Source organism: Janthinobacterium aquaticum (assembly GCF_009208565.1).
Lineage (GTDB): Bacteria > Pseudomonadota > Gammaproteobacteria > Burkholderiales > Burkholderiaceae_D > Janthinobacterium.
Map to the genome: position 1 here is coordinate 58781 of NZ_WFLK01000007.1, position 24072 is coordinate 82852.

The 24072-nt window shown below is 62.8% G+C and carries 21 protein-coding genes and 1 pseudogene; 6 read left to right on the forward strand and 16 right to left on the reverse strand.

The window, feature by feature from the left end:
- Window positions 1–11 precede the first annotated feature (11 nt).
- The 3 genes from GCM43_RS12795 (at window position 12) to GCM43_RS12805 (ending at window position 1847) form a co-directional block, all read left to right on the forward strand.
- Entirely contained in the window at window positions 12–683 is a 672-nt protein-coding gene (locus GCM43_RS12795; RefSeq protein ID WP_152244825.1) for a DUF3106 domain-containing protein, read from the forward strand.
- Window positions 673–1209: an RDD family protein gene (locus tag GCM43_RS12800; protein ID WP_152244827.1), complete on the forward strand. Its 537-nt coding sequence runs from the start codon at window positions 673–675 to the stop codon at window positions 1207–1209. The genes GCM43_RS12795 and GCM43_RS12800 overlap by 11 nt, the downstream gene beginning before the upstream one ends.
- Window positions 1210–1391: 182 nt before the next feature.
- Window positions 1392–1847 (forward strand): group III truncated hemoglobin, encoded by a 456-nt coding sequence (locus GCM43_RS12805; RefSeq protein ID WP_152244829.1) that lies wholly within the window; start codon window positions 1392–1394, stop codon window positions 1845–1847.
- Here GCM43_RS12805 and GCM43_RS12810 read toward each other — a convergent pair.
- The 10 genes from GCM43_RS12810 to GCM43_RS12855 form a co-directional block, all read right to left on the reverse strand.
- On the reverse strand, window positions 1844–2602 hold the full coding sequence (locus GCM43_RS12810) for an rRNA pseudouridine synthase (protein WP_152244830.1): 759 nt from the start codon (window positions 2600–2602) through the stop codon (window positions 1844–1846). The genes GCM43_RS12805 and GCM43_RS12810 overlap by 4 nt on opposite strands.
- Window positions 2603–2755: 153 nt before the next feature.
- Entirely contained in the window at window positions 2756–3688 is a 933-nt protein-coding gene (locus GCM43_RS12815; RefSeq protein WP_413770955.1) for a class I SAM-dependent methyltransferase, read from the reverse strand.
- A 1-nt stretch (window position 3689) separates the two neighbouring features.
- The gene (gene fdx, locus GCM43_RS12820; RefSeq protein ID WP_152244832.1) at window positions 3690–4031 is read right to left on the reverse strand and encodes an ISC system 2Fe-2S type ferredoxin; all 342 of its coding nucleotides are present in this window, start codon (window positions 4029–4031) and stop codon (window positions 3690–3692) included.
- Window positions 4032–4085: 54 nt separating this feature from the next.
- The gene (gene hscA, locus GCM43_RS12825) at window positions 4086–5966 is read right to left on the reverse strand and encodes a Fe-S protein assembly chaperone HscA (protein WP_152244834.1); all 1881 of its coding nucleotides are present in this window, start codon (window positions 5964–5966) and stop codon (window positions 4086–4088) included.
- A 170-nt stretch (window positions 5967–6136) separates the two neighbouring features.
- Window positions 6137–6649, reverse strand: a complete 513-nt coding sequence (hscB, locus tag GCM43_RS12830) for a Fe-S protein assembly co-chaperone HscB (RefSeq protein WP_152244836.1) — start codon at window positions 6647–6649, stop codon at window positions 6137–6139.
- Between the two features lie 90 nt (window positions 6650–6739).
- The gene (gene iscA / locus GCM43_RS12835) at window positions 6740–7060 is read right to left on the reverse strand and encodes an iron-sulfur cluster assembly protein IscA (RefSeq protein WP_152244838.1); all 321 of its coding nucleotides are present in this window, start codon (window positions 7058–7060) and stop codon (window positions 6740–6742) included.
- A gap of 54 nt (window positions 7061–7114) precedes the next feature.
- Window positions 7115–7501 carry a Fe-S cluster assembly scaffold IscU gene (gene iscU, locus GCM43_RS12840; protein ID WP_152244840.1) on the reverse strand — a complete coding sequence of 129 codons (387 nt, stop codon included), beginning with the start codon at window positions 7499–7501 and terminating at the stop codon, window positions 7115–7117.
- A gap of 172 nt (window positions 7502–7673) precedes the next feature.
- Window positions 7674–8930, reverse strand: coding sequence for an IscS subfamily cysteine desulfurase (locus tag GCM43_RS12845; RefSeq protein ID WP_152244842.1), 1257 nt, complete (start codon window positions 8928–8930; stop codon window positions 7674–7676).
- A 39-nt stretch (window positions 8931–8969) separates the two neighbouring features.
- On the reverse strand, window positions 8970–9446 hold the full coding sequence (gene iscR / locus GCM43_RS12850; RefSeq protein ID WP_152244844.1) for a Fe-S cluster assembly transcriptional regulator IscR: 477 nt from the start codon (window positions 9444–9446) through the stop codon (window positions 8970–8972).
- A gap of 230 nt (window positions 9447–9676) precedes the next feature.
- Window positions 9677–10258 (reverse strand): NADAR family protein, encoded by a 582-nt coding sequence (locus tag GCM43_RS12855; RefSeq protein ID WP_226929470.1) that lies wholly within the window; start codon window positions 10256–10258, stop codon window positions 9677–9679.
- Between the two features lie 249 nt (window positions 10259–10507).
- On the opposite strand from GCM43_RS12855, the gene GCM43_RS12860 reads away from it, so the two are divergent.
- On the forward strand, window positions 10508–12247 hold the full coding sequence (locus GCM43_RS12860) for a diguanylate cyclase (RefSeq protein ID WP_226929471.1): 1740 nt from the start codon (window positions 10508–10510) through the stop codon (window positions 12245–12247).
- Window positions 12248–12348: 101 nt separating this feature from the next.
- On the opposite strand, the gene maiA is transcribed toward GCM43_RS12860, so the two are convergent.
- The 3 genes from maiA to GCM43_RS12875 are packed head-to-tail and all read right to left on the reverse strand — an operon-like array spanning window position 12349 to window position 14612.
- Window positions 12349–12993: a maleylacetoacetate isomerase gene (gene maiA, locus GCM43_RS12865; RefSeq protein WP_152244846.1), complete on the reverse strand. Its 645-nt coding sequence runs from the start codon at window positions 12991–12993 to the stop codon at window positions 12349–12351.
- A gap of 9 nt (window positions 12994–13002) precedes the next feature.
- Window positions 13003–14043, reverse strand: coding sequence for a fumarylacetoacetate hydrolase family protein (locus GCM43_RS12870; RefSeq protein ID WP_152244848.1), 1041 nt, complete (start codon window positions 14041–14043; stop codon window positions 13003–13005).
- 35 nt (window positions 14044–14078) lie between these two features.
- Complete coding sequence (locus GCM43_RS12875; RefSeq protein ID WP_152244850.1) at window positions 14079–14612, reverse strand: VOC family protein; 534 nt, start codon at window positions 14610–14612, stop codon at window positions 14079–14081.
- 92 nt (window positions 14613–14704) lie between these two features.
- Here GCM43_RS12875 and GCM43_RS12880 point away from each other — a divergent pair, with 92 nt between their 5' ends.
- Together GCM43_RS12880 and GCM43_RS12885 are read left to right on the forward strand one after the other, a co-directional pair.
- The gene (locus tag GCM43_RS12880; protein ID WP_152244852.1) at window positions 14705–15637 is read left to right on the forward strand and encodes a LysR family transcriptional regulator; all 933 of its coding nucleotides are present in this window, start codon (window positions 14705–14707) and stop codon (window positions 15635–15637) included.
- Between the two features lie 132 nt (window positions 15638–15769).
- Window positions 15770–16321, forward strand: coding sequence for a gamma-glutamylcyclotransferase (locus GCM43_RS12885; RefSeq protein WP_226929483.1), 552 nt, complete (start codon window positions 15770–15772; stop codon window positions 16319–16321).
- A 36-nt stretch (window positions 16322–16357) separates the two neighbouring features.
- Here the strand turns inward: GCM43_RS12885 and GCM43_RS12890 are convergent, their stop codons facing one another.
- From GCM43_RS12890 to GCM43_RS12900, 3 genes and pseudogenes are all read right to left on the reverse strand, one after another.
- On the reverse strand, window positions 16358–21385 hold the full coding sequence (locus GCM43_RS12890) for a diguanylate cyclase domain-containing protein (RefSeq protein ID WP_152244856.1): 5028 nt from the start codon (window positions 21383–21385) through the stop codon (window positions 16358–16360).
- Window positions 21386–21505: 120 nt separating this feature from the next.
- Entirely contained in the window at window positions 21506–22651 is a 1146-nt protein-coding gene (locus tag GCM43_RS12895) for a PA0069 family radical SAM protein (RefSeq protein ID WP_152245206.1), read from the reverse strand.
- Window positions 22652–22938: 287 nt separating this feature from the next.
- Window positions 22939–23973: pseudogene (locus GCM43_RS12900) on the reverse strand (IS630 family transposase).
- Window positions 23974–24072 lie beyond the last annotated feature (99 nt).

Genomic DNA, 24072 nt, shown 5'->3' on the forward strand with positions numbered 1-24072 from the left:
TGGCTACCCCGATGGCCCACTCTCCCGTGCGCAGACGCTGGCTGACCGCCACCCTGGCCGCCGGCACCTGCGCCTGCGCGCTGGCCGGCGCCGCCTGGGTGTATGCCGACCAGCATCCGGCCAGCACACCGCCGCCAGCGACGGCCGCCGCGCCCAAGGCTGCGGCACCGACCGTGCCCGCATCGACAAAAAACTCGCCGTGGCACAAGCTGACGCGCGCCCAGCAAACCGCCCTGCAGCCGCTGGCCGGCGAATGGGACAAGCTCGATGCGCCACGCCGTCAGAAATGGCTCGATATTGCCAATCGCTATGCATCGATGAAACCCGGCGAACAGGCGCGGGTGCAGGAGCGCATGCGGGACTGGGTCAAGCTCACGCCTGAACAGCGCCGCCAGGTGCGCGAGAACTATACCCGCAGCAAACGCATCGACCCGGGCCAGAAATCGGCGCAATGGCAACAGTACCAGCAGTTGTCCGACGAGGAAAAACAGAAACTGGCGGCCGAAGCGGCGGCAAAGAAACCGCTGAACCGGATACCGGCAGTCGATTCGACCACGCGCAAATTGCCGTTGTCGCTGCCGGCTCCCGTGCCGGCGGCCCCTGCCGTGCCGGCGCCAGCGCCGGCCGCTGCTGTTCCGCCTGCTCCTGCTACCACGCCACCGGCTGTCAACGATGTCAAATAAATCCGCCAGCACGATCGCCCCGGCCACGCCCACCATCAAGCGCCGCCTGATTTCCATGGTGTATGAGTCGCTGCTGGCGCTGGCCGTGCTGTTCCTGCCCTTCCTGCTGTTCGAGCTGGCCGTGCAGGGCGCGCATACGCCGCTGACCGAGCACCTGCGCCAGTGCCTGGCTTTCCTCGTGATGGGTGCGTACTTCATTCATCAATGGAGCCGCGAGGGCCAGACCCTGGCCATGAAAACCTGGCGCCTGAAACTGGTCATGCCGGGCCACGCCCACGTTCCGCTGCGCGTGGCGGCCTGCCGCTACGTGCTGGCCTGGATGTGGCTGCTGCCGGCGCTGATCGTCTCCTGGGCATTCGAGCTGCAACACTGGAGCGCCCTGTCGGCGCTGGGCGCGGGCTGGCTGCTGTGGTCAGCCACGGCGCTGTTCACCGGCAATGGTCAGTTTTTGCATGACAAGCTGATCGGCACGCAGATCGTGCAGTTGGCGGCGCCGACAAAGAAATCGCGGAAGGTAGTGGCCTAGCCATTAACAAGTAGGTCGGATTAGCCGGAACGGCGTAATCCGACGTAATACGCAGCCGCATTGTCGGATTACGCCGCTACGCGACCTGCGCGGCTCGACTAATCCGACCTACTCAGCGTTTTTCGCCTGCCTTGACCTGCGTCATTGAAGCATCCGGCCCTGCTCTGCGATCATGGCTCACCATGAAAACCGCTCCCCCATCCCACGTCCACGTCCTCAAATCGCGTACCGACATCTGCACCGAAGAAGAAGTCACGCGCCTGGTTCACACCTTCTACGCCGCCGCCCGCGACGACGCCATGCTCGGGCCCGTCTTTGGCCGCGAAGTCAAGAATTGGGATGAACACCTGGCCACGCTGGTCGACTTCTGGTCAGGCCTGTTGCGCGGCACCATGCGCTACCACGGCAAGCCGCTGGCGCAGCACGCGCAGATGGAAAACCTGACGCCGTGCATGTTCCGTCGCTGGCTGACGCTGTTCTTTGCCACCACCGAAAGCATGGGCAATGCCGCCCTGCAAGAAAAGGCCGACAGCATTGCGCTGCGCATCGCCGAGCGCCTGTGGAAGAGCTTTGCGGAGAACCATTTTCCGGAAAACGAAACGCCGCACGGCGCCCTGGAAGACGCGCCGGCCGCTTAAAACCGCTCGTAACCTTGCAGGTAGCGCCACTGGCCGACCGGCAGGGCGCCCATCGACATGCGGCCGATACGCAGGCGCTTGATGGCCACCACCTGCAAGCCGACCTGCTCGCACATATGGGCAAGCAGGCCCGGCTTGGGATCCTTGAGCGCAAAGCGCAGCCGCGTTTCATTTTGCCAGCTGACCTTGATCGGCGACAAAGGCTTGCCATTGAAATTCAAGCCATGATTGAGCAGCGCCAGCCCGTTGGGGGCAATCTGGCCGCTCACTTCCACCACGAATTCCTGCTCTACCAGCCGCGCATCGTCGACCAGCTTGCGCACCACGCGGAAATCCTGCGTCATCACCACCAGCCCTGAGGCCATGGTTTCCAGCGGATTGGTCAGCTTCAGGCCGATCAGGTGACGCTTCAAAAAGCGCGTCGCTGCGCTCTCCTGTACGTTCTCGGGCACATAAATCTGTTCGGGTTTCAGGCAGCTCAAGGCCGGCTTGCCGTCGCTGCCGACACCGGCGTTGATACCAGCCGGCTTGTGCAGCAGGATCGTCACCGGCGGCATTTCATCGAGCGTGGCGTTGGGCAGCAGCACCACTTGCTGTTTGTCCGTCACGCGCGCGCCCGCCTCTTCGACCAGCTCGCCGTCGACCGTCACCCAGCCGCCTTCGATATACAGCTCGGCCTCGCGGCGCGAGCACGGCAGGTCTTCAGACAGACGCTTGGCCAGGCGGATGGTGGGCAGTTCGATGGAAGAGGTCATGGCGCGGAAGGAACGGAGAGGAAAGGCAGTATTGTAACCGAGGCGGCATGCCGGATTAGGCGGTAGGTCGGATTAGGCCGCAGGCCGTAATCCGACAACATTGTTGGCGCGAGCGGTGTTGTCGGATTACGGCCCCTTGGGGCCTAATCCGACCTACGCAATATGTGCGTTGGCAAGCTGCTCGGCAAAGAACCGATGCCCCATTTCTTCCAGCCCCATCGTCTGCAGCACTTCCTGCAGGCGTTCGGTGGGACGCTGGCGCGGCAGGTTTTTGTAGCTGGCGATAATCAGCTCGTTTTTCATCGAGTGCTCCCAGCCCACCAGTTCGGTCACGCTGACCTGGTAGCCATGCGCTTCGAGCTGCAGGCAGCGCAGCACGTTGGTGATCTGGCTGCCAAATTCCCGCGTATGGAGCGGATGGCGCCACAGCTCGGTCAGCACGTTCTTGCCCAGGCTCTTGCCTTTGTTCTTTTTCAGCACCGACGCCACTTCGGCCTGGCAGCATGGCACCAGCACCATGAATTTCGCCTTTTTCTTAAGCGCAAAATGAATCGCATCATCGGTGGCGGTATTGCAGGCATGCAGCGCGGTGACGATATCGATCTGTTCCGGCAACAGCGTCGACTCGGTCGATTCGGCCACCGACAGCGGCAAAAAGGACATGCCGGGGAAGTTGAATTTCTTTGCCAGTTCCTGCGAGCGCTGTACCAGCTCTTCGCGCGTTTCGATGCCGTAGATATGCGAACCGTCATTGCCGTTCTTGAAGAACAGGTCGTACAGAATAAAACCCAGGTAGGACTTGCCCGCGCCATGGTCGACCAGCGACACGTTGGGATGGTCCTGCTGCAGTTCGCGCAGCAGCGGCTCGATAAACTGGGTCAGGTGATACACCTGCTTGAGCTTGCGGCGGCTGTCCTGGTTCATCTTGCCGTCACGCGTCAGGATATGCAGCTCCTGCAGCAGCGCGATCGACTGACCATCCTTGATCTCGGGCATATTGCTGGCTGCCGTGATCACGTCTTTCGGCGCAGCTGCTGCAGCGGCGGCAGGAGCGCCCGCCCTGGCGCGCTTGGTTGCACTGGCCATCTTAGTGACTGCCTTCGCTGACCTGGTTGATGGTGTATTTCGGAATCTCGACCACCAGATCGGCGTCAGCCACGATGGACTGGCACGACAGGCGCGATACCGCTTCCAGGCCCCAGGCCTTGTCGAGCATGTCCTCTTCCAGCTCGGTTGCCTCGTTGAGCGACTCGATGCCTTCGCGCACCAGCACGTGGCAGGTGGTGCAGGCGCACGATTTTTCGCAGGCGTGCTCGATATCGATATCGTTTTCAAGCAGGACGTCGCAGATGGACTTGCCTGCAGGGGCTTCGAGTACGGCGCCGTCCGGGCAAAGCTTGGCGTGCGGCAGAATAACGATTTGTGGCATATTTCCTCTGATTTCAATAATTGCCGGCGCAGCAACTGCGCCAGGCTGATTTTCTTACCCGACCTGGTCGAGTGTTTTACCTGTGAGTGCCGAGCGCACGCTGCGGTCCATGCGGCGCGAAGCAAATTCCTCGGTGCCGTCGGCCAGCTGCTCGATCACGCGTTTCAATGCCTGGTGGTCGACGCTGCCGGCCTGTGAACCGGCAATCGCCTCGCGCACCTGCTGCATCAGTGCATCGACGGCGACGCGTTCTTCGTCGCTGAGCAAGGCGCCGTCTTCGTCCAGCGCCGACTGGGTGGCCAGCACGATGCGTTCAGCTTCGACCTGCTCTTCGCGCAGCGCGCGCGCCAGCATGTCGACGTCGGCCGAGGTGTAGGAGTCCTGCAGCATGCGCGCGATCTCGTCGTCGGCCAGGCCATAGGCCGGCTTGACGCTGATCGACGCTTCCACGCCGGAGCGCAGTTCGCGCGCCGAGACCGACAGCAGGCCATCGGCGTCAACCTGGTAAGTAATGCGGATGCGCGCCGCACCGGCCACCATCGGCGGAATGCCGCGCAGTTCAAACCGTGCCAGCGAACGGCAGTCCGACACCAGTTCGCGCTCGCCTTGCAGCACATGCACGGCCAGCGCGGTCTGGCCGTCCTTGAAGGTGGTAAATTCCTGTGCGCGCGCGCAGGGAATGGTGGAATTGCGCGGAATGATTTTTTCCACCAGGCCGCCCATAGTCTCGATGCCCAGGGAGAGTGGAATCACGTCCAGCAGCAGCCAGTCGTCGCCGGCGGCGCGGTTCCCTGCCAGCAGATTGGCCTGGATCGCCGCACCGAGCGCCACCACTTTGTCCGGGTCGATATTGGCGTGCGGGATGGTATGGAAAAACTCGCTGACGGCGCGCTGCACATGCGGCATGCGCGTGGCGCCACCGACCATGACAACGCCGTCCACATCATCGCTATCGACCTGCGCGTCGCGCAAGGCCTTCTTGATGGCGTTCATGGTCTTGCCCACCAGATGCTGGGTCATGGCGGCAAAGTCCAGCGCCGTAATACGCAAGTGGACTTCCTCGCCCGAATTGAGCTTGGCGTCGATCGAGGTTTCCGGCTTGGTCGACAGCAGTTCCTTGATCTCGCGCGCCTTGACCATCAGGATCGCCGTGTCTTCATCCGACAGCGGCGCCAGCTTGGCCTGCTCGCTGATCCAGCAGAACAGGCGGCGGTCGAAGTCGTCGCCACCGAGGGCCGAATCGCCGCCGGTGGACAGCACCTCGAACACACCCTTGGACAGCTTGAGGATGGAAATATCGAAGGTGCCGCCGCCCAGGTCATACACGGCGTACAGGCCTTCGGAGGCGTTGTCGAGGCCATAAGCAATCGCAGCGGCAGTCGGCTCGCTCAACAGGCGCAGCACGTTCAGGCCGGCAAGCTGGGCCGCATCCTTGGTGGCCTGGCGCTGGGCGTCGTCGAAATACGCGGGCACCGTGATGACGGCGCCGACCAGGTCGTCACCGAGCGAATCTTCGGCGCGCTGGCGCAGGGTTGCCAGGATCTGCGCCGACACTTCGACCGGGCTTTTCACGCCGGCCACGGTTTTCAGCTGCACCATGCCGGGCGTATCCTGGAAATCGTACGGCAGGTTTTCCGCATAGGCGATATCGCCCAGGCCGCGGCCCATAAAGCGCTTGACCGAGACAATGGTGTTCTTCGGATCGGTGGTCTGCGCAGCGAGCGCCTTGTAGCCGATATTGGCGTGGCCGTTGGGCAGGTAGCGCACCACGGACGGCAGCAACGAATGGCCTTCGTCATCGTTGAGCACTTCGGGAATGCTGTTGCGCACGGTGGCGACCAGCGAATTGGTGGTGCCCAGGTCGATGCCGACGGCCAGCCGATGCTGGTGCGGCGCGGTCGACATGCCCGGTTCGGAAATTTGCAGAAGTGCCATGGTATTCGTGCCTCGATTAATTTATTGCGTATTACTGCTGATTTCAGCCCGCATTATAAGATGCAAATCCGGGGTCAGGTCGGCCGTTGCTACACAGCCCCTGCCGTCGAACCAGGGAATGCAGCGTCATTGACGAGCTTGTGTCGCATTGGCGGAACTGACCCCGCTTTTTATTCGATGGCCTCGAAGGCAAAGCGGACTTCTTCGCCGAATTTGTCGAGGAACATCAGGGCGCGCACGCTTTGGGCGGCGTTGATATAGTCAAGCGCATCGAGCTGCGCCTCGACCTGGGCAAGCAGGCTCTTGCGCTCACTGCGCAACTGGCGGTCCAGCGCGTCGAGCGCGTCACCGTCTTTGGCCGCGCGCGCGTCGCCAAGCTCTTCGCGCCACTCCATCTGCTGCATCAGGAAGCTGACCGGCATGGCGGTGTTGGACTCGGTCTGCAGGTCCACGCCATTGAGCTCGCACAGGTACTGCGCGCGCTTTTGCGGGCTTTTCAGGGTCTGGTAGGCTTCGTTGGCGCGCGTGGCCCACTGCATCGCCACGCGCTTTTCAGCGCTGCCGGCATTGATGTAGCGGTCGGGATGGACCTGGCTCTGCACGTCGCGGTAGGCGGCGTCGAGGGCGGACTGGTCAAGCGCGAATTGCGCCGGCAGCTGGAAGAGATCGAAGTGGTTTTGCATAGAGTGTCGGTGCCTGCCGGGCCTCATCGATGTACCGCGCGATGGGTACCACGCAATGAGTACGGCGCACCGACCAGCCAGCAGGGTTGCTTAAATCCGGAAGGATTCGCCGCAGCCGCAGGCGTCTTTTTCGTTAGGATTGTGGAACTTGAAACCTTCGTTCAGGCCTTCGCGCGCGAAATCGAGCTCGGTGCCGTCGATATACGGCAGGCTTTTCGGATCGACAAATACTTTCACGCCGTGCGACTCGAACACGCTGTCCTCATCGGCTACTTCATCGACATATTCGAGCTTGTAGGCCAGTCCCGAGCAGCCGGTGGTGCGCACGCCAAAGCGCAGGCCCAGGCCCTTGCCGCGCCGTTCGATATAGCGGTTGATATGCTTTGCCGCTTTTTCGGTCAGTGTAATCATTGAGTTCTCCGCTGCCGCGCCATCGGGCGCAGCAGCTATCTGGTACGGCAAAAATCAGGCGGCTGGATGGCGGGTTTTGTAGTCCAGCACGGCCGCCTTGATGGCGTCTTCGGCCAGGATCGAGCAGTGGATCTTGACCGGTGGCAGCGCCAGTTCTTCGGCGATCTGCGTGTTCTTGATCGACAGCGCCTGGTCCAGCGTCTTGCCCTTGACCCATTCGGTCACCAGCGAGCTCGACGCAATGGCCGAACCGCAGCCGTAGGTCTTGAATTTCGCATCTTCGATCAGGCCATCGGCGCCGACCTTGATCTGCAGTTTCATCACGTCGCCGCAGGCAGGCGCGCCCACCATGCCGGTGCCGATGGTTTCATCACCCTTGTCGAAAGCACCCACGTTGCGTGGATTTTCGTAGTGATCGAGTACTTTGTCCGAGTAAGCCATTTTGCTGCTCCTTTAATATTCTTGCGGACCCGAATGGGGTCAAAATGTTACAAAGTGCCTGTAAAACCGTCGCGAGCGGCAGTGATTTGTGGCCGAGAAGCGGAGCTGTGCTTGAGCACAGCGAGCATCGCAGGCCGCAAAGCGCGCCGCGCAGTAGGTTTGACAGGTACTTTTAGTGGGCTGCCCATTGAATGGAGTTGATATCGATTCCATCTTTGAACATATCCCACAGCGGCGACAGTTCGCGCAGCTTGTGTACTTTCGATTTCAGCAGGTTGACCGCAAAGTCGATGTCTTCCTCGGTCGAGAAGCGGCCGATGGTAAAGCGGATCGAGCTGTGCGCCAGTTCGTCGCTGCGGCCCAGCGCGCGCAGCACGTACGATGGCTCCAGGCTGGCCGAGGTGCAGGCCGAACCGGATGACACTGCGATGTCCTTGATCGCCATGATCAGCGACTCGCCTTCGACGTAGTTGAAGCTGACGTTCAGGTTATGCGGCACGCGGTGATCCATATCGCCGTTGATATAGACTTCCTCGATTTCCTGCAGGCCCTTGGCCAGGCGGTCGCGCAATGCCAGGATACGGCCGATTTCGCTGTCCATCTCTTCCTTGGCGATGCGGAACGCTTCGCCCATGCCGACGATCTGATGAGTCGGCAAGGTGCCAGAACGCAGGCCGCGCTCGTGACCGCCACCGTGCATCTGCGCTTCCAGGCGCACGCGCGGCTTGCGGCAGACGTACAGTGCACCGACGCCTTTCGGGCCATAGGTCTTGTGTGCGGTAAAGGTCATCAGGTCGACCCTGGTCTTTTGCAGGTCGATCACCACCTTGCCGGTTGCCTGGGCAGCGTCGCAATGGAAAATGATGCCTTTCGAGCGGCAGAATACGCCGATTTCATCGATCGGCTGGATCACGCCGATTTCATTGTTGACCAACATCACCGATACCAGAATGGTGTCCGGACGCACGGCAGCAGCCAGCTGTTCGACCGTGATCAGGCCATTGTCCTGCGGCTCCAAGTAGGTCGCTTCAAAGCCGATGCGTTCCAGTTCGCGCACCGTGTCGAGTACCGATTTGTGCTCGGTCTTGACGGTGATGATGTGCTTGCCTTTGGTTTTGTAGAACTGCGCTGCACCCTTGATCGCCAGGTTGTTGCTTTCGGTGGCGCCGGAGGTCCAGATGATCTCGCGCGGGTCAGCATTGACCAGGGCGGCAACATGGCCGCGCGCCTCTTCCACGGCCTTTTCCGCGGTCCAGCCATACATGTGGCTGCGCGACGCAGGATTGCCGAACTGCTCGCGCAGGTAAGGAATCATCTTGTCGGCGACGCGTGGATCGATCGGCGTGGTGGCCGAATAGTCCATGTAGATCGGGAAATGCGGCGCGGTCTCGAAATGCACCTGGCCTACGTTTTTTTCTGGGGCGTTCATCAATAACTCCAATGCGATCAGCAACTAATTCTTGTCTTTTTATCCGAGGGCGGCGTGACTGCGGGGCATCACCATCACGCTTTGCTCGGCGTTCTTTTGTCTCTGCTGGTCAACCAGGTCCTGCAGCGACACAGAATCCAGATAATCAACCATTTTTTCATTGAGCGTGGACCACAGCTCATGCGTCATGCAGCGCGCGCCGGTCGAAGCGTCGGCGCCGTGACAATGATCCTTGCCGCCGCACTGGGTCGCGTCCAGCGGCTCGTCGACGGCGATGATGATATCGGCCACCGTCACCTTGTCGGCGCGACGCGCCAGGCTGTAGCCGCCGCCAGGGCCGCGGATCGACTCGACGATCTCGTGGCGGCGCAGCTTGCCAAACAACTGCTCCAGGTAAGACAGGGAAATCGACTGGCGCTGGCTGATGCCTGACAGCGTGACCGGACCCTTGCCCTGGCGCAGGGCGAGATCAATCATGGCTGTGACGGCAAAACGGCCTTTTGTAGTCAGACGCATACATCCTCTGCTGAACCGGTGAATCTGGTTTAAAATATTGCGGTTTTTCAACTTCCTCATTTCCTCGATGAGAGCATCAAAGTCCGAGTAGTTGAATGAATTAGTCAAGTATATCAAATTCGGCGGGGTTTGTCAGAGCGCCCCCGGTTTGGCCAGGCCACAGCGGCAGGCAGCTTGCCGCAGGCGACGCTGCGGCGGCAGGAAAACAACAGTCGAGCTCAGCCAACGACTCAGCGGCCCTGGCCACGCAGCGCGGCGCGCACTCTCATCAATTCAAAACCCAGCAGGTTCAGCCCATCCCAACTGGCCGGATCGGTAATGCGCGGATTGTCGGCCGCCAGGCCCACGCCCCAGATACGGTCAACGGGACTTGCCTCGACAATCACCCGCTCGCCCGTCGAGAGCAGGAACTTGCGCAGCGCCGGCTTCTGTGAAAATTTGGCCATATTGCCTTCGAACACAATATTGCTGCGTGCCGCAGCCCATGTCGCCGCATCGAAATTGGCCACCTCGCGCCCCAGTTGCTTGACTTCAGACGGGCGCTCGGCGGCAATAATGCGCGCCTGCACCGCGCGGTCGCCAAACAGCGCGGCCTTTTGCGCCATCATATAGTGCTCGGCAGTGGGGTAACTGACTCCGCCCAGGTGCAAAGTGGAAGGAAACCACTGGCTCAGGCAGCTTTTATCGGCCACCTGCGGCTGCGCCGGAGTATGCCCCCAGAAGTACAGGTAATCAGGCTGGCCGCCAGTGGCCAGCCATGCTGTCAGTTGTTCAATATTACTAATAAGCATATTTTCAGGAAGAGCGCCCATATCGGGTTCCTGCCAGTACGTGCGCAAGTGACACCGGGCCGGGCAAAAGGGAAATTGTAGCGCACCGCGGCCATCCGTTGCAGAATGGGCAAAATTGAAGTCCAGAAAACCAATAGCACGCCTGCAACACAATTAGCAAAAAATGCAGACTTCGTGCGGCAAGGTAATTTAGTGGTGATAGACTGCCAGCAGCAATGCAAGTGGCAGCAAGCGCTTGCCAACCGAGCCACCCTACCCACTTCCCTTACCTTGTTACGCCCCGCCGCCCGCCTGCTGCTGTTGCTGATATTGCGGCTCCTGCTGCCGCTGCTGCTGTATTGCGGCATGCTGCCGCTTGCGCAGGCACAGGATGGCGCTGGCGCAACGGAGCGCCAGCCGCCGCGCCAGGTGCTGGTGCTGTATTCGCTTGGCAGCGACGCTTCTTCGCTGTGGCAAACGCTGATACGGCGTGGCCTCAATGCCGAACTGAGCAATCAACCGTGGCAGGTGACGCCAGGCATCTTCGAGGAAAGGCTCGATTCCTGGCGGGTCGGCGAGCAAGCCGCCGTGACCGGGCTGGAAGCTTATCTGCGCACCAAGTACGCCAATGTGCGCCTCGACGCCATCATTACCGAAAACTATCTGGCGGCGCGTTTCCTGAGCGAGCACCCGAAGCTGTTTCCGGGCGTGCCACGCTTTTACGTCAACCATGGGCGCCGCGACTGGCAACCAGCCGATGGTGCCAACCTCGATGCGCCGCACGACTTCGGCCGCGCCCTGGCACTGATGGCGCAGATCACGCCGGACCTGCGCCGCATTGCGGTCATCGTCGATGGCAGCGAACGCGGCCAGGCCTGGCTGCGGGCCGTGCGTGCGGCAGCGACGCCCTATCAACACACGATTGCCTTTGAATACTGGGACCAGTTGGGACTGGAGGAAGTGCTGCGGCGCACCGAGGCGCTCGGCGCCGGCAGTGCCATCCTGCTGCTGCCCTATTACCGCGACGCCCTGGGCGTGCGCGTGGCGCCGCCGGAGATGACGCGCGATATCAGCGCGCGCAGCGCCGTACCGATCTTTACCAGCGTGGAGTCGCTGATATTGCCGGGCGTGGTCGGCGGCCATGTGGTCAGCGCGGACAAGGTCGGGCGCACCATTGCGCGCATCCTGCAGGGACGCGTGCCGGACCAGGGCGGCATGCAGGAAACGATTATCGACAACAGCGCCATCGAACGCTTCGCCCTGCACCATCTACCACCCGATGCGCGCATCCTGAACCGGCCACAGGATCTATGGCAACGTTATCACTGGCAGATTATCGCCGGCCTGGCCCTGATCGTGCTGCAGGCCGGCCTGATTACGGCGCTGGTGCTGGCGCTGCGCGGCCGGCGCAGCATGCTGAGCACCCTGAACGCAGAGCGCGAACAACTGGAAGAGCGCGTGCTGCAGCGCACGCTGGAACTGCTGGTAGCCAATTCCAGGCTGGAACAGCAGGCCACCACCGACCCGCTGACGGAGCTGGGCAACCGGCGCAAGATGACCTTGCGCATCGCCGAAGAGATCGAGCGCGCCCAGCGCGGCGGTCATACGCTGTCGCTGCTGATGATCGATATCGATTATTTCAAGCGCATCAATGACCGCCACGGCCACGACGCCGGCGACCGCACCATCGTGGCCGTGGCGCAGGTACTGCACAAGGCCACGCGCGGCATGGATACGGCCGCGCGCTTTGGCGGCGAGGAATTCGTGCTACTGATGCCCGAGACGCCGCTGGCAGTGGCGCTGGACGCCGCCGAACGCCTGCGCCTGGCGGTTGCCTCGCTGCAGGTAGACGCCGGCAACGGCCAGGCAATACGCCTGACCATCAGCGTAGGCGTGGCGGCCATCACACCGACCGTCGGCACCGCCGCCCGGCTGGGGCCCGATGTGCTGACCGATCTGCTGATCCGCGCCGACCAGGCCTTGTATCGCGCCAAGAATGGGGGGCGCGATCGGGTGGAGGCGGCTGCATGAACTGATTGCACCACACTCGGTGTATTGGTGGCATTTACAAATTCACCCCCAACGGCGAACTGCATTTGGGGTGAAAGTACCGTCGAACTGCAGCCCCGCACTTACTCGGCATCAAGCTGCTGCGCCGGATGCGCCTGCTCGAATGCAGGCAAAGCCGAACAGGCCGCGTGGATGCGCATGATGGTTGGATACGGCGCCGTATCGACGCCGAAGCGCTGCGCCGAAAACACCTGCGGCACCAGGCAGCAGTCGGCCAGCGTGGGCGTATCGCCGTGACAATACCGGCCGGTGTCGCTGCTACTGGCCAGCAAGGCCTCCAGCGCCGACATGCCGGTTTGCAGCCAGTGCCGCTGCCAGGCCAGCTTGACCGGCTCGCCCTGCCCCATTTCGCCGGTCAGGTATTTGAGCACGCGCAGATTGCCCAGCGGGTGGGTGTCGGCCGCCACTGTCAGCGCCAGCATGCGCACGCGCGCACGGCCCAGTGCATCGGATGGCAGCAGCGGCACCTGCCGGTGCACTTCATCGAGATACTCGATAATGGCCAGCGACTGGCCGATCAATGCGCCATCGTCATCGAGCGTGGGCACCAGCGCCGCAGGATTGACCGCGCGATAGGCCGGCAACAGTTGCTGGCCGCCATCGCGCAGCAGGTGCACCGGCACGCTGTCGTAAGCCAGGCCCTTGAGATTGAGGGCGATGCGCACGCGATACGCGGCCGAACTGCGAAAATAGGTATGAAGCTTCATGCGCGCTCCCTAGCCGCGCCGGCTGCCGTGATCCGCCCCGGCATAATTCACCACCGTCTGTTCGATGCGGCCAAAAATGCTGGTGCCCTGCGCATCGCGCATTTCAATGCGCACCGTATCGCCGAACTTCAAAAATGGCGTTTTCGGCGCACCGTGCTCGATGGTTTCGTACATGCGCACTTCGGCCAGGCAGCAGTAGCCGACGCCGCCGTTCTCGATGCTCGAACCGAACAGGTTGCCCTGCTTGTTCGACACCGTGCCCGAACCGACGATGGTGCCGGCGGCCAGCTCGCGCGTCTTCGCTGCATGCGCCACCAGCTGGGCAAAATTGAAGGTCATGTCTTCGCCTGCATTCGGTTTGCCGAACGGGCGGCCGCTCAGTTCGACCAGCAGCGGCAGGTGCAGTTTGCTATCGGACCAGTCGGCGCCCAGCTCGTCGGGCGTGACGGCGACCGGCGAAAAGGCGCTGGCTGCCTTGGACTGGAAGAAGCCGAAACCCTTGGCCAGTTCGCCCGGAATCAGGTTGCGCAGCGACACATCGTTGACCAGCATCACCAGCCGGATCGCGCTGGCCGCCTCGGCAATGCTGGCGCCCATCGCCACGTCGCCGGTAATCACCGCCACCTCCGCTTCCAGGTCGATGCCCCACTCTTCGGACAGCGCAAAGACCGGGTCGCGCGGGCCGATAAAGCTGTCCGAGCCGCCCTGGTACATCAGCGGATCGGTGTAGAACGACGCCGGCACTTCGGCATTGCGCGCCTTGCGCACCAGCTCCACATGGTTGATATAGGCCGAGCCGTCGGCCCATTGGTAGGCGCGCGGCAAAGGCGAATGGCAGCGCGTTTCGTCAAACGGCTGTGCGCCAGTTGCCTGGCCGGCGTTCAGGGCGGCATACGCGTGTTCGAGCTGCGGCGCCAGCGCGTCCCAATTGTCGAGCGCGGCTTGCAGGGTGACGGCAATCGCTGGCACCGGCAGGCAATGCTGCAGGTCGCGGCTGACCAGGACCAGCGCGCCGTCGCGGCTGCCGTTTTTCAAGGTGGCAAATTTCATGGCAATTCCTTAGCTATAGTGTGCGGGGCGGCGGCTTACGCCTGCTCTGGTGCGTGCATCCAGGCGGCATGCTTGGGCGCGCGGCGCGTTTGCGACCATTCTTCCAGCATGTCCCATTTGACGGCATCGAGTTTTTCCATCATTTCCGGCGTGCCGATATTGGCCGCCAGTTCCAGCCGGTGGCCGTTCGGATCGAAAAAATAAATCGACTTGAAGATGGCGTGATTGACCGGGCCGATCACGTCGATGCCGGCTGCCACCAGGCGCTCCTTGGCTGCCAGCAGTTCGTCCATGCTGGCCACTTCCAGCGCCAGATGCTGCACCCAGGCCGGGGTGTTGCGGTCGCGGTCCATGGCCGGCTGGGTCGGCAGCTCGAAAAAAGCCAGCACATTGCCGTGGCCGGCGTCGAGAAACACGTGCATATACGGGTCGGGTGCCTTGGTGGACGGCACTTCGTTTTCGGCAATGGCCAGCACGAAATTCATGTTCAGGTGCTTGACATACCAGTCGACGGTTTGCTTGGCGTCGATGCAACGGTAGGCAACGTGGTGGATCTGCTTGATTTTCATGCGGTGTCTCCGGTAGCGGTTTTTTCACCATTAGAATCCCGATGGGTCTATCATGCAAACAATATTTATTGGTTGATTTATCGGATAATCTTATGAGTCCTAGTTTGCGCCAGATGCGCGCGCTGGTCGCGCTGGCCAAGACCGGCAGTTTTACGCTGGCCGCCGAATACCTGCATGTCACGCAATCGGCTTTGAGCGGCCTGATCAAGGAGCTGGAAAGCGTGCTCGGCGTGCGCGTGGTCGAGCGCAGCACGCGCAAGGCGCAACTGTCGGAGATCGGCCGCGAGCTGTTTCCGCTGTTTGAAAAGCTGATCGAAGACCTCGATGGGGCCATGGCCGGCATCGCCCAGCGCAAGGCGCTCAAGACCGGCCTGGTGCGCATTGCCGCGCCGCAGATGATGGCCTGCACCCTGCTGCCGGAAGTGATTGCCGCCTACCGCCAGGCGCATCCCGATGTGCAGCTGCGCCTGGTCGACTGCCCGGTGGAAAGCGTATCGGGTCGCGTGTTCAGCGGCGAAGTCGATTTCGGTATCGGCCCCGAGCGCGATCCGACGGCGGAAATTGCTGCCCAGGTGCTGTTCGAGATGCCCTTCGTGCTGGTCTATCCGCAGGATCACCCGCTGCAATCGCAGCCGCGTGTTACCTGGGCCGACGTCGCCAACTACCCGTTCATTTCGCTGCAGGGCCAATTTACCGAGCGGCTGCTGCGCGACATGCATGTGAGCTTTCGCGAGCTGTCGCTCAATCCCTACAACGAAGTGACGTTCATGACCACCGCGCTGGCGATGGTCAGCGCCAATCTCGGCATTACCGCCTGCCTGCCGTACGCCGAACCGATGGTTAAGCTCTACCGGCTGCAGATGCGCAGACTGCACGAACCGGAGCTGACGCGGCGCTTTTTTGTCTACACCAAGACCGGCCGTTCGCTGTCGCCGGCCGCCGAAAGCTTTATGGCTTTCCTGTTCAAATACGTGGAAACGCACGAATGGAACATCGGCAGCAGCGTGGCCGGCACGCCGCTATAATCGCTGGCAGACTGTTTTCGCAAAGCCCCCATGAAAGACACCTTTCCTTCCGATGCCACGCCCGCCGCGACCGATGAGCATGCCTATGTGCTGACGCCCGAGGACGCCGCCACCATTGCCCGCAACCAGCGCATGCACCGCTTCGACGGCCATGAGCAGGTCTGGCTGTTCGGTTATGGCTCGCTGATCTACAAAGCCGACTTTGCGTTTATCGAACGCCGCCCCGCCAGCATCCATGGCTGGACGCGGCGCTTCTGGCAAGGCTCGCACGACCATCGCGGCACGCCGGCCGCGCCCGGCCGCGTGGCCACGCTGGTGCCGCAAGCGGGCGCCGTTTGCGACGGCATGGCCTACCTGATCACGCCACAGGTGTTTGCCCACCTCGATCATCGGGAAAAAAACGGCTACCTGCGCCTGGCGACGCACATCACCTTTGACGACGGCGACAGCGCCGAAGGCCTGGTCTATATCGCCAACGAAGAAAACGCCGCGTTCCTGGGCGCCGCATCCGAATCCGATATCGCGCGCCAGATTGCCGGCGCCAGCGGCCCAAGCGGCCCTAACAGCGAATACCTGCTGCACCTGGCCAGCGCGCTGCGCGAACTGGGCAAGACTGATGCGCATGTGTTTGCCATCGAACAGCACCTGGCGCAGCTGGCGCCCGCAAGCAACTTGCCTCGCTGACGCCGCAACAGTACCGAAAGCGCGGCCGGCACAGATTCAGCCAGGCAGCAGCTCGCGCAGCACCACGCGGTTGCGCCCGGCCCCCTTGGCGCCATACAGGGCGGCATCGGCCAGGCGCATCAGCGCGTCGCCATCGGCGCCGCCCGGCGCCGGCTGGACGGCAATGCCGACGCTGATCGTCACTCGCCCCGCCGGCGCAGCATCATGGACGATATCCAGCGCCTCGACGGCGGCGCGCAGCGCGGCGCCGACCTGCTGCGCCTCCTGCGCCCCGACATTGGGCAACACGATGGAAAACTCTTCGCCGCCATAGCGCGCCGCCAGGTCGCCTGCGCGGCGCATGCCGGCTTGCAGCGCCTGTGCAATACGGCTCAGGCAGGCGTCGCCGGCCTGGTGCCCATAGCGGTCGTTATATTGCTTGAAATGATCGACATCGAGCATGATGACCGCCAGCGGCTGGCCGGCGCGCGCCGAACGCGCCTGTTCGCGCAACAGCACCTCGTCGAAATGGCGCCGGTTCGCCAGCCCTGTCAGGCCGTCGGTAATCGACAGGGTGGCCAGCTTGCGGTTGGCTTCTTCCAGTTGCTGCGTGCGCTCGGCCACGCGCAACTCCAGATTGTCGTGCAGCCTGGCGCTGGTAATCGAGATCATGGCCTGGATGCCCAGCATGCGCAGGAAGGTCACGCGCTCGTGGGTAAACGATGCAGCAGCCAGCCGGTTCTCAAAATACAGGATGGCGTCGATCCGGCCACCGTGCCGGATCGGCAGGCACATCACGGTCCGCGCGTGCTGCTGCAGATAAGGGTCTGCGGCAAAGCGCGCCGCACCGTCAGCGCTGTCTTCGATCACTTCGATGCCCGTGCGGATCACGTAGCGCAACAGCGACAGCGGCAACTGCGGGTCGCTGGCAGCGTCGAGGTCGATCCGGCGCGACTGCAGCACAGCAATCGCGGCGCCGTCGATCTCGGCCTCGACCTGATAGGCGCCATCGGTCAGCAGCAGCAAGCGCGCCACCTGAGCGCCAGCGTTTTCGCAGGCGATGGCAATCAGGCGCGCCAGCACGTTGCGCAACCCGACTTCGTTCGACAGGATGGTGGCCGCCTTCATCAGCGAGACCATATCGAGCGCCGCCACGCCGCTGGTGCGCACGCCGGCATGCGCTCGCACGGCATGCGCTTGCGCTGCCGACAGCGGCGCGGCATGGCACGCGCGCAGCTGTGCTGCCTTGCCGTGCGCGCCCCATTGCTCGTAATGGGCGATGGCGTCGTCGAGGAACACGGCCGCCACGCGCGGCTGCTGCTGATCGAGCCAGCATTCGCCGCACAATTCATTGGCCAGCGCCTGCACGTTGACATAGCCGGCCAGGCCGGCTGCAGTGATCGCCTGCCGGTACAGATCGGTCGCTGCCTGCACATCGTTGTGGTGGCGCGCCAGTTCGGCCTGCACCAGCAGATGCCTGGCGCCGCTATGATCCGCGCCTTGCGCCGCCCAGGCGGCAAGGCTGGTGCACAGCGTGGCGATCTGCTCCAGCAGCTCGGCCGCATCGGCCCGCCCGGGGTCGCGGCGCAAGGCGCGCAGCCAGGTCAGCGCCGCATAAAAGCTCGATTCGACCACCTTGGCCTGGCCGCGCATGATGCCGGTCACCAGGTGCAGCCGGGCCGCCAGCTGCTCGGCGTCGGCGCTGTCGAACAGATAGGCATTGCGGATTTTCCCTTGCAGGAAATAGGCGTGGTACAGCTGCGAGTGGCCGTATTGCGCGAGAAAGGCGGCCTCGCTGAACGCCGCATCGTCGTAGCTGTCGGCGCGCGGCGACAGACCCATCAGGCACCTGATCGGTGCGACGGCGCCGGCCACGCAGCAATCGGCCATCGCCTGCTGGCCGTTGGCGCGCATCAGCGCCAAATCGTGCTCAATATCGAGCAGCAGGTGCGGCAGATGGTCACCGAGGATCAGCCGCTCGGTCGCGCGCACGGCGGCCACCAGCCCGACCTGGACGAAGTCGCCGATCTCGAGCGCCCAGCCCAGCGCTTCTTCGTACAGCGCATCGGAATGGCGCAGCGGCTGCGTCCAGTGGCTGGTCAGCGCAGCAAACATCAGGCCGACCTGCGCGCGCGCCTGCAGGCTGGCACGGCGCCTGGCCAGTTGCAGCGCCATGGCGCCGATCTGGTAGCCACGCGCGGCGTCGCCTTCGTACAGCGCCACCATATAGGCATAGCCGACATAGGCGATAGCACTGAAATCGCTGCTGCCGCGCTGCATCGACAAACGCGTCATCGACACCACCATCAGCGCGCTCAGATCCTGCTGGCCGGCATAGTAGCTGGCCATCCACAGACCGTGCATCATCTGCATCGCGGCCACCGCCAGCGGATCGTCCATCTCGACGGCCGCCAGCAGGACGCCCGGCGCACGGGCGCACGGCAGGTGTGCGATTTCGGCGCGAATGGCATCGAAGCGCGCCTTGATCTGCGCCACCTCGTGCGGCACCGGCATGCCCAGTTGCGCCAGCGCTTCACGCTGCACGGCAATCGCGTCCGGCAGGCGGCCCTGCAACTGATACTGGTGCGCCTGGATCGCGATACAGCGCAGCTGCTCGCACGGCGCCAGCGGGCGCGCGCGCAGCAGGGCGTAGATCGCTTCGGCAGCGTCGAACTGGCCGCACAGGTAGCCTGCTTCGGCCGCCCCCAGCTGCAAGTCGAGCCACAGGCTGGCGTCACTGCGCCAGGCATCGGTCGGCAGCAACGCAAGCCCGGTGCGCATATGCTCGAGCGTCGCCTGGAACGCGGCCGAGCGGCGCGCCTTGGCGCCGGCCTGCAAGTTCAGCGCCGCCAGTTGCAGGCGCTCGTGCCGGTCGCCAATCAGCGCGCGGCCGGCGTTGAGCTGCTCGACGATTTCAAACAGCCTGCCGTCGCGCTGCCGGCCGTCGCCCTGCGCCAGCAGAAAGCGGCCCAGCAGCAGATGATTGGCCGCACGCGCCGGCGCATCCACGCCCAGATAGGCCGCCTGCTGCACCCGGTCGTGCAGGAACTGGTAACGCGCATCGTGTCCGGGCGCCTCGTCAGCATGGGGCAGCGGCTGGATCAGGCCGGCGTCGAGCGCCGGCGCCAGGTCCTGCCGCGCGCCGGCGGCCGTGCGCGCCACTGCCAGCGCCAGCGTGCCGAGCGTAAAGCGGTTGCCGCTGGACGCGGCCAGTTGCAGCAGCTGCTGCGTTGCCAGCGGCAGGCGGCGGATCTTGCCCAGCAGCGCCTCGACCACGTTGTCGGTATACCTGGCCTGCTCGATGGCTGTCAGATCCCACTCCCAGCAATCGTCAGGTGCGCGATAGCGCAAATGGCCGTCGTCATGAAGCGCTGCAAGAAACTGCCTGAGGAAAAAAGGATTGCCGGCGGTCTTGCGATAGCAAATGCGGGTCAGGTCGGCACAGCGGGGCATGTCCACGCGCACGGCGGCCGACACCACCTGCGCCACCTGCTGCTCGCTCAGCGCCTGCAGCGCCAGCGTGCTCACGCGCGCGCCGCGGGCCAGCAGCTTGCTGCGCAGCGCAGCGAGTGGATGCGCATCATCGACCTCGTTGTCGCGATAGGCGCCGATAATCAGCATGCCGCTCTGGTCGCACGCCACCAACAGCAGTTCGAGCATCCTCAGCGTGGCGGCATCGGCCCATTGCAGGTCGTCCAGAAACAGCACCAGCGGCGGCCCTGCCGAAGCAAAGACGTTAACGAAGCGGGGAAACAGACGATCCAGGCGCGACTGGAGCTGGACCGGATTGGTTTCCGGCATTGCCTCGGCCTCGCCCACCACCAGTTCCAGCTGTGGAATCAATTCGACCATGGCGGCCATGCCGCTGCCCAGCGCCTCGCGCAACTTGCCGGCCCACTGCTGCAGCGCTTCTGCCGGCTGCCCCAGCAACTGCTGCACCAGCGCCTGGAAAGCCTGCACCAGCGCCGCATAGGGCACGTCGCGCTGCAAAAGGTCGAGCTTGCCGGACAAAAAATAGCCGCCACGGGCCAGCACCGGCTTTTGCACTTCGGCCACCAGCACCGACTTGCCTATCCCTGACTGACCGCACACCAGCAGCATCTCGCATGCGCCGGCCGTACTGCGCTCAAACGCCGCCAGCACGCTGGCGACGGCCTCGTCGCGTCCACGCAGCGTCGAGGGCACCACAAAACGGCCATCATGCGCGGACAGCGTGCGTTGCGGGACAGGCAGCGGCGCGCGGCAAGCGGCCAGGTCGCCGCGCAAGCCTTGCAGGCTCTGGTAGCGCTGCTCGGGATTTTTTTCCAGCAGGCGCTGTATGATCGGCAACAACGGTCCCGGCAAGGCGGCCAGCGCCGGATGCGACCAGTCCGGGCTGCGCGCCAGATGGCAATGCACCAGTTCCATCTCGTCGTCGGCCTCGAACGGAGCATGGCCGGTCAGCAACGCGTAGAACGTCGCGCCCAGCGCGTAAAAGTCGGCACGGTAATCGATGCGCCGGTTCATGCGCCCGGTTTGTTCCGGCGCCATATAGCGCAGCGTACCCTCAGGCGGGTGGCCGCCGTGCTCAGTGTGCTCTGCCTGGCTTGCCGGCGGCAGTTCGCAGGCGATGCCGAAATCGATCAGCTGCAACTGGCGGCGCTGGCCATTCCAGACCAGATTCGACGGATTGATATCGCGGTGCACCAGGCCCTGCAGATGAACCGCCTCCAGCGCCGCGCACAATTGCAGCGCGATCTCGAAAAAGTCATCGAGCGCCAGCACCGGTTGCGACGGCGCGCCACGCAGCGCCAGTTGCTCGCGCAGCAAGGCGTCGAGCGCGCTGCCGCCACCGTCTTCCAGGAGCATGGTCCAGCGCCCGCCATGGCGCTGCAGCGCCAGTGGCTGCACCACGCCGGGGTGGCGGCAACGGCGCGCTGCGGCATACTCGCGCTTGAAACTGGTCAATTGCTGAAACGAAAGAAACTGCTGATTGGGTACCTTGACAACCAGCGCCGCACCATCGGCCGCCCTGGCGCGCCAGACCTGCGAACGCGGTCCGCTGTGCAGTTGTTCGATGATCTCGTAGTCGAAAAGGGAGCTCATGGGCGGAACTTGCAGTGCGCGGAAAAGGGCGAGAGCTACCGGGTCGGTAAAGTCGTGTGAATGTCGATGAAGGTATTATATCAGTAGCCATTATTGGTGGGCGCCCTCGCCACGCAGCCGTCAGCCGCTCTGAAACAGGTCGAGCTGACCCGCATTGCGATCACGGGACGTGGGCACCGGCGCCGGCACTGCCAGTGGCCGCCGGAACTGGGTACAGTCGAGCTGCCTGAAACGCCCGCCCCTGCCATGCATGCCCAGCCGCCGCATGGCCTTGTCGAAGCGCTGGTGTATCAGATCGGCCCACACGCCCTCGCCGTGCATGCGCGAGCCGAAGCTGCTGTCGTAATCCTTGCCGCCGCGCATTTCGCGCACGCGGTTCATCACCCGTTGCGCGCGTTCGGGAAAATGCGCTTCGAGCCATTGCCGGAACAACGGGTTGACCTCCCACGGCAGGCGCAGCACCACGTAATGGGCATTGATGGCGCCGGCGTCGCGCACCGCTTCGAGCAGCCGTTCGATTTCAGGCTCGGTGACGAAAGGAATAATCGGCGCAATGCTCACGCCCACCGGGATGCCGGCGTCGGTCAGCGTGCGGATGGTGCGCAGGCGCCGTGCCGGCGCCGCCGCGCGCGGTTCAAGCGTGCGCGAGATGGCCGGGCCCAGCGTGGTCAAGGTGATGGCCACCGACGCCAGGCGCCGCGCCGCCATCGGCGCCAGCAGATCGAGATCGCGCTCGATCAGCGACGACTTGGTGATCAGGCCAACCGGATGATTGCATTCATGCAGCACTTCAAGCACGCGCCGGGTCAGCTGGCGCTCACGTTCGCACGGCTGGTAGGCGTCGGTATTGACGCCCAGCGCAATCGGCTCGGGCACATAGGCAGACCTGGCCAGTTCGCGCCGCAGCAACTCGGGCGCATTGACCTTGGCCACGATGCGGCTTTCAAAATCGAACCCTGGCGACAGGCCCAGATAGCTGTGGGTGGGGCGCGCAAAGCAGTAGATACAGCCGTGCTCGCATCCCCGGTAGGGATTGAGCGAGACGCCAAACGGCAAATCCGGCGAGCTGTTGCGGCTTAAAATACTGCGCGCCATCTCTTCGCTGACCTGCGTTTTCCACGCTGCCGTGTCGCTGCTGCCAACCGCGTCGTCAGGCGCGCCCCAGCCGTCGTCGAAACTGCTGCGCGCATGGACTTCATGGCGGCCCTGCAGGTTGGAAACGGCGCCACGTCCCTTTTGCGCCTTCAGCGACGCCGGCGGCAGCATGACCTGGCTGGCGTCGTTGTCATCATGCTTGGGGAAAAATGCTTTCATGGCAGCCTCGATAACTGTATATACATACAGTATACTATGCTGCCGCCGAGGCAATATCAAGCGGTGTCTGCGCCGCGTTTCAGTCTTTTTCCAGCGATGGTCTGATATAGCTCAACTGCTGCGCCACAAGCCAAGCGCTATGCAACAAAGCCTAGGCAGCAGCATTGCCGTCAACACCTCAGCTAGCTCGGCGCGGATTCCGAAATTTTCAGTTACTAACCTTCTAGAAAGTAGCCCCATTAGTCAGCTGCATACCGAATCTCTTGCTGGCGGAAAACCGACTTGACCAGATCCGGCAATTTTTGAATACGGCGCAAGGCGCTCAGTGCGAGCTTCTTCATGTCAGCCTTCTCTTGCACGAATTGCTTGCTGACCTGGCGCTTTACGTGAGCCCACACTAGCTCATCCGGATTGAGGTGCGGCGAATACGGCGGCAAGCAGAACAGCTTGAGCATGCCGACGAGGCTGTCGACATACTCACGGACCAGCTTGGACTTGTGAATCGAATGACCATCGACGACGACAAAGACAGGCTTGGTAGCGCCAACCATCAGGCGCTTGAGGAACTCCTTGAACACAACAGCATCGACCGTACCTTCATGGATCATAAATCGCAAGTCGCCGCGTGGACTGACCGCTGAAATCATGTTGAAGGAAAATCGACGCCCAGTTACCGACACGACCGGCGTTTCGCCCACTGGCGCCCATGTCGTGCCTGTATGATAGTCGGAGCGAATGCCGGCCTCGTCAGCGAAATAGATACTCGCACCGATGGCTTTCGCCTCCGCTTTGATGGCTGGGTATGTTTCTCCTTCCCACTGCTGGACACGCGCCGGATCTTGCTGCCAAGCCTGGTACAGCGGTTTCTGCGCGGAGAAGCCGAGCAATTTCATCACGCGCCGAACCGACTCCAACGACAGCGATTTGCCAAACTCGCGGTTGATCAGTTGGCGTCACATCGACAGCGTCCACAGACCAAACTCAAACTTGAACTGCTGCGGCGTATTGTCCTTCACCACTTGGGCAATCCACCGCATTTCCTCTGCGCTCACTTTCGGCGGACGGCCTGGAATTTGCTTTGCCAGCAAGGCGTTCTGGCCACCATCCGCGAACTTCGCCAACCATTCATACACAGTGCGGATGTTCAGAACAAACGCATGGGCCACGTCCGCTACCGCTTGGCCCCCGCACACAACTTTCACCGCTTGTTGGCGTAGCACTTGAAGCGTGTGGTGATCCAGTTTGCGGCCGTCAGAAGCTCGTTTACATTTCATTCAAGCAGTATACAGGAACTGGGACTACTTTCTTGAAGGTTAGTAAGTATCAAACACATAATAATCAGTTACAGCCGATGACTCTGATTGGAGGTTCAG

Bases quoted from the DNA above. Each gene is read 5' to 3' on its own strand.
- GCM43_RS12795 (WP_152244825.1), top strand. From the start codon at position 12: ATGGCCCACTCTCCCGTGCGCAGACGCTGGCTGACCGCCACCCTGGCC.
- GCM43_RS12800 (WP_152244827.1), top strand. From the start codon at position 673: ATGTCAAATAAATCCGCCAGCACGATCGCCCCGGCCACGCCCACCATC.
- GCM43_RS12805 (WP_152244829.1), top strand. From the start codon at position 1,392: ATGAAAACCGCTCCCCCATCCCACGTCCACGTCCTCAAATCGCGTACC.
- GCM43_RS12810 (WP_152244830.1), bottom strand. From the start codon at position 2,602: ATGACCTCTTCCATCGAACTGCCCACCATCCGCCTGGCCAAGCGTCTG.
- GCM43_RS12815 (WP_413770955.1), bottom strand. From the start codon at position 3,688: ATGGCCAGTGCAACCAAGCGCGCCAGGGCGGGCGCTCCTGCCGCCGCT.
- fdx (WP_152244832.1), bottom strand. From the start codon at position 4,031: ATGCCACAAATCGTTATTCTGCCGCACGCCAAGCTTTGCCCGGACGGC.
- hscA (WP_152244834.1), bottom strand. From the start codon at position 5,966: ATGGCACTTCTGCAAATTTCCGAACCGGGCATGTCGACCGCGCCGCAC.
- hscB (WP_152244836.1), bottom strand. From the start codon at position 6,649: ATGCAAAACCACTTCGATCTCTTCCAGCTGCCGGCGCAATTCGCGCTT.
- iscA (WP_152244838.1), bottom strand. From the start codon at position 7,060: ATGATTACACTGACCGAAAAAGCGGCAAAGCATATCAACCGCTATATC.
- iscU (WP_152244840.1), bottom strand. From the start codon at position 7,501: ATGGCTTACTCGGACAAAGTACTCGATCACTACGAAAATCCACGCAAC.
- GCM43_RS12845 (WP_152244842.1), bottom strand. From the start codon at position 8,930: ATGAACGCCCCAGAAAAAAACGTAGGCCAGGTGCATTTCGAGACCGCG.
- iscR (WP_152244844.1), bottom strand. From the start codon at position 9,446: ATGCGTCTGACTACAAAAGGCCGTTTTGCCGTCACAGCCATGATTGAT.
- GCM43_RS12855 (WP_226929470.1), bottom strand. From the start codon at position 10,258: ATGGGCGCTCTTCCTGAAAATATGCTTATTAGTAATATTGAACAACTG.
- maiA (WP_152244846.1), bottom strand. From the start codon at position 12,993: ATGAAGCTTCATACCTATTTTCGCAGTTCGGCCGCGTATCGCGTGCGC.
- GCM43_RS12870 (WP_152244848.1), bottom strand. From the start codon at position 14,043: ATGAAATTTGCCACCTTGAAAAACGGCAGCCGCGACGGCGCGCTGGTC.
- GCM43_RS12875 (WP_152244850.1), bottom strand. From the start codon at position 14,612: ATGAAAATCAAGCAGATCCACCACGTTGCCTACCGTTGCATCGACGCC.
- GCM43_RS12880 (WP_152244852.1), top strand. From the start codon at position 14,705: ATGAGTCCTAGTTTGCGCCAGATGCGCGCGCTGGTCGCGCTGGCCAAG.
- GCM43_RS12885 (WP_226929483.1), top strand. From the start codon at position 15,770: ATGCACCGCTTCGACGGCCATGAGCAGGTCTGGCTGTTCGGTTATGGC.
- GCM43_RS12890 (WP_152244856.1), bottom strand. From the start codon at position 21,385: ATGAGCTCCCTTTTCGACTACGAGATCATCGAACAACTGCACAGCGGA.
- GCM43_RS12895 (WP_152245206.1), bottom strand. From the start codon at position 22,651: ATGCTGCCGCCGGCGTCGCTGAAGGCGCAAAAGGGACGTGGCGCCGTT.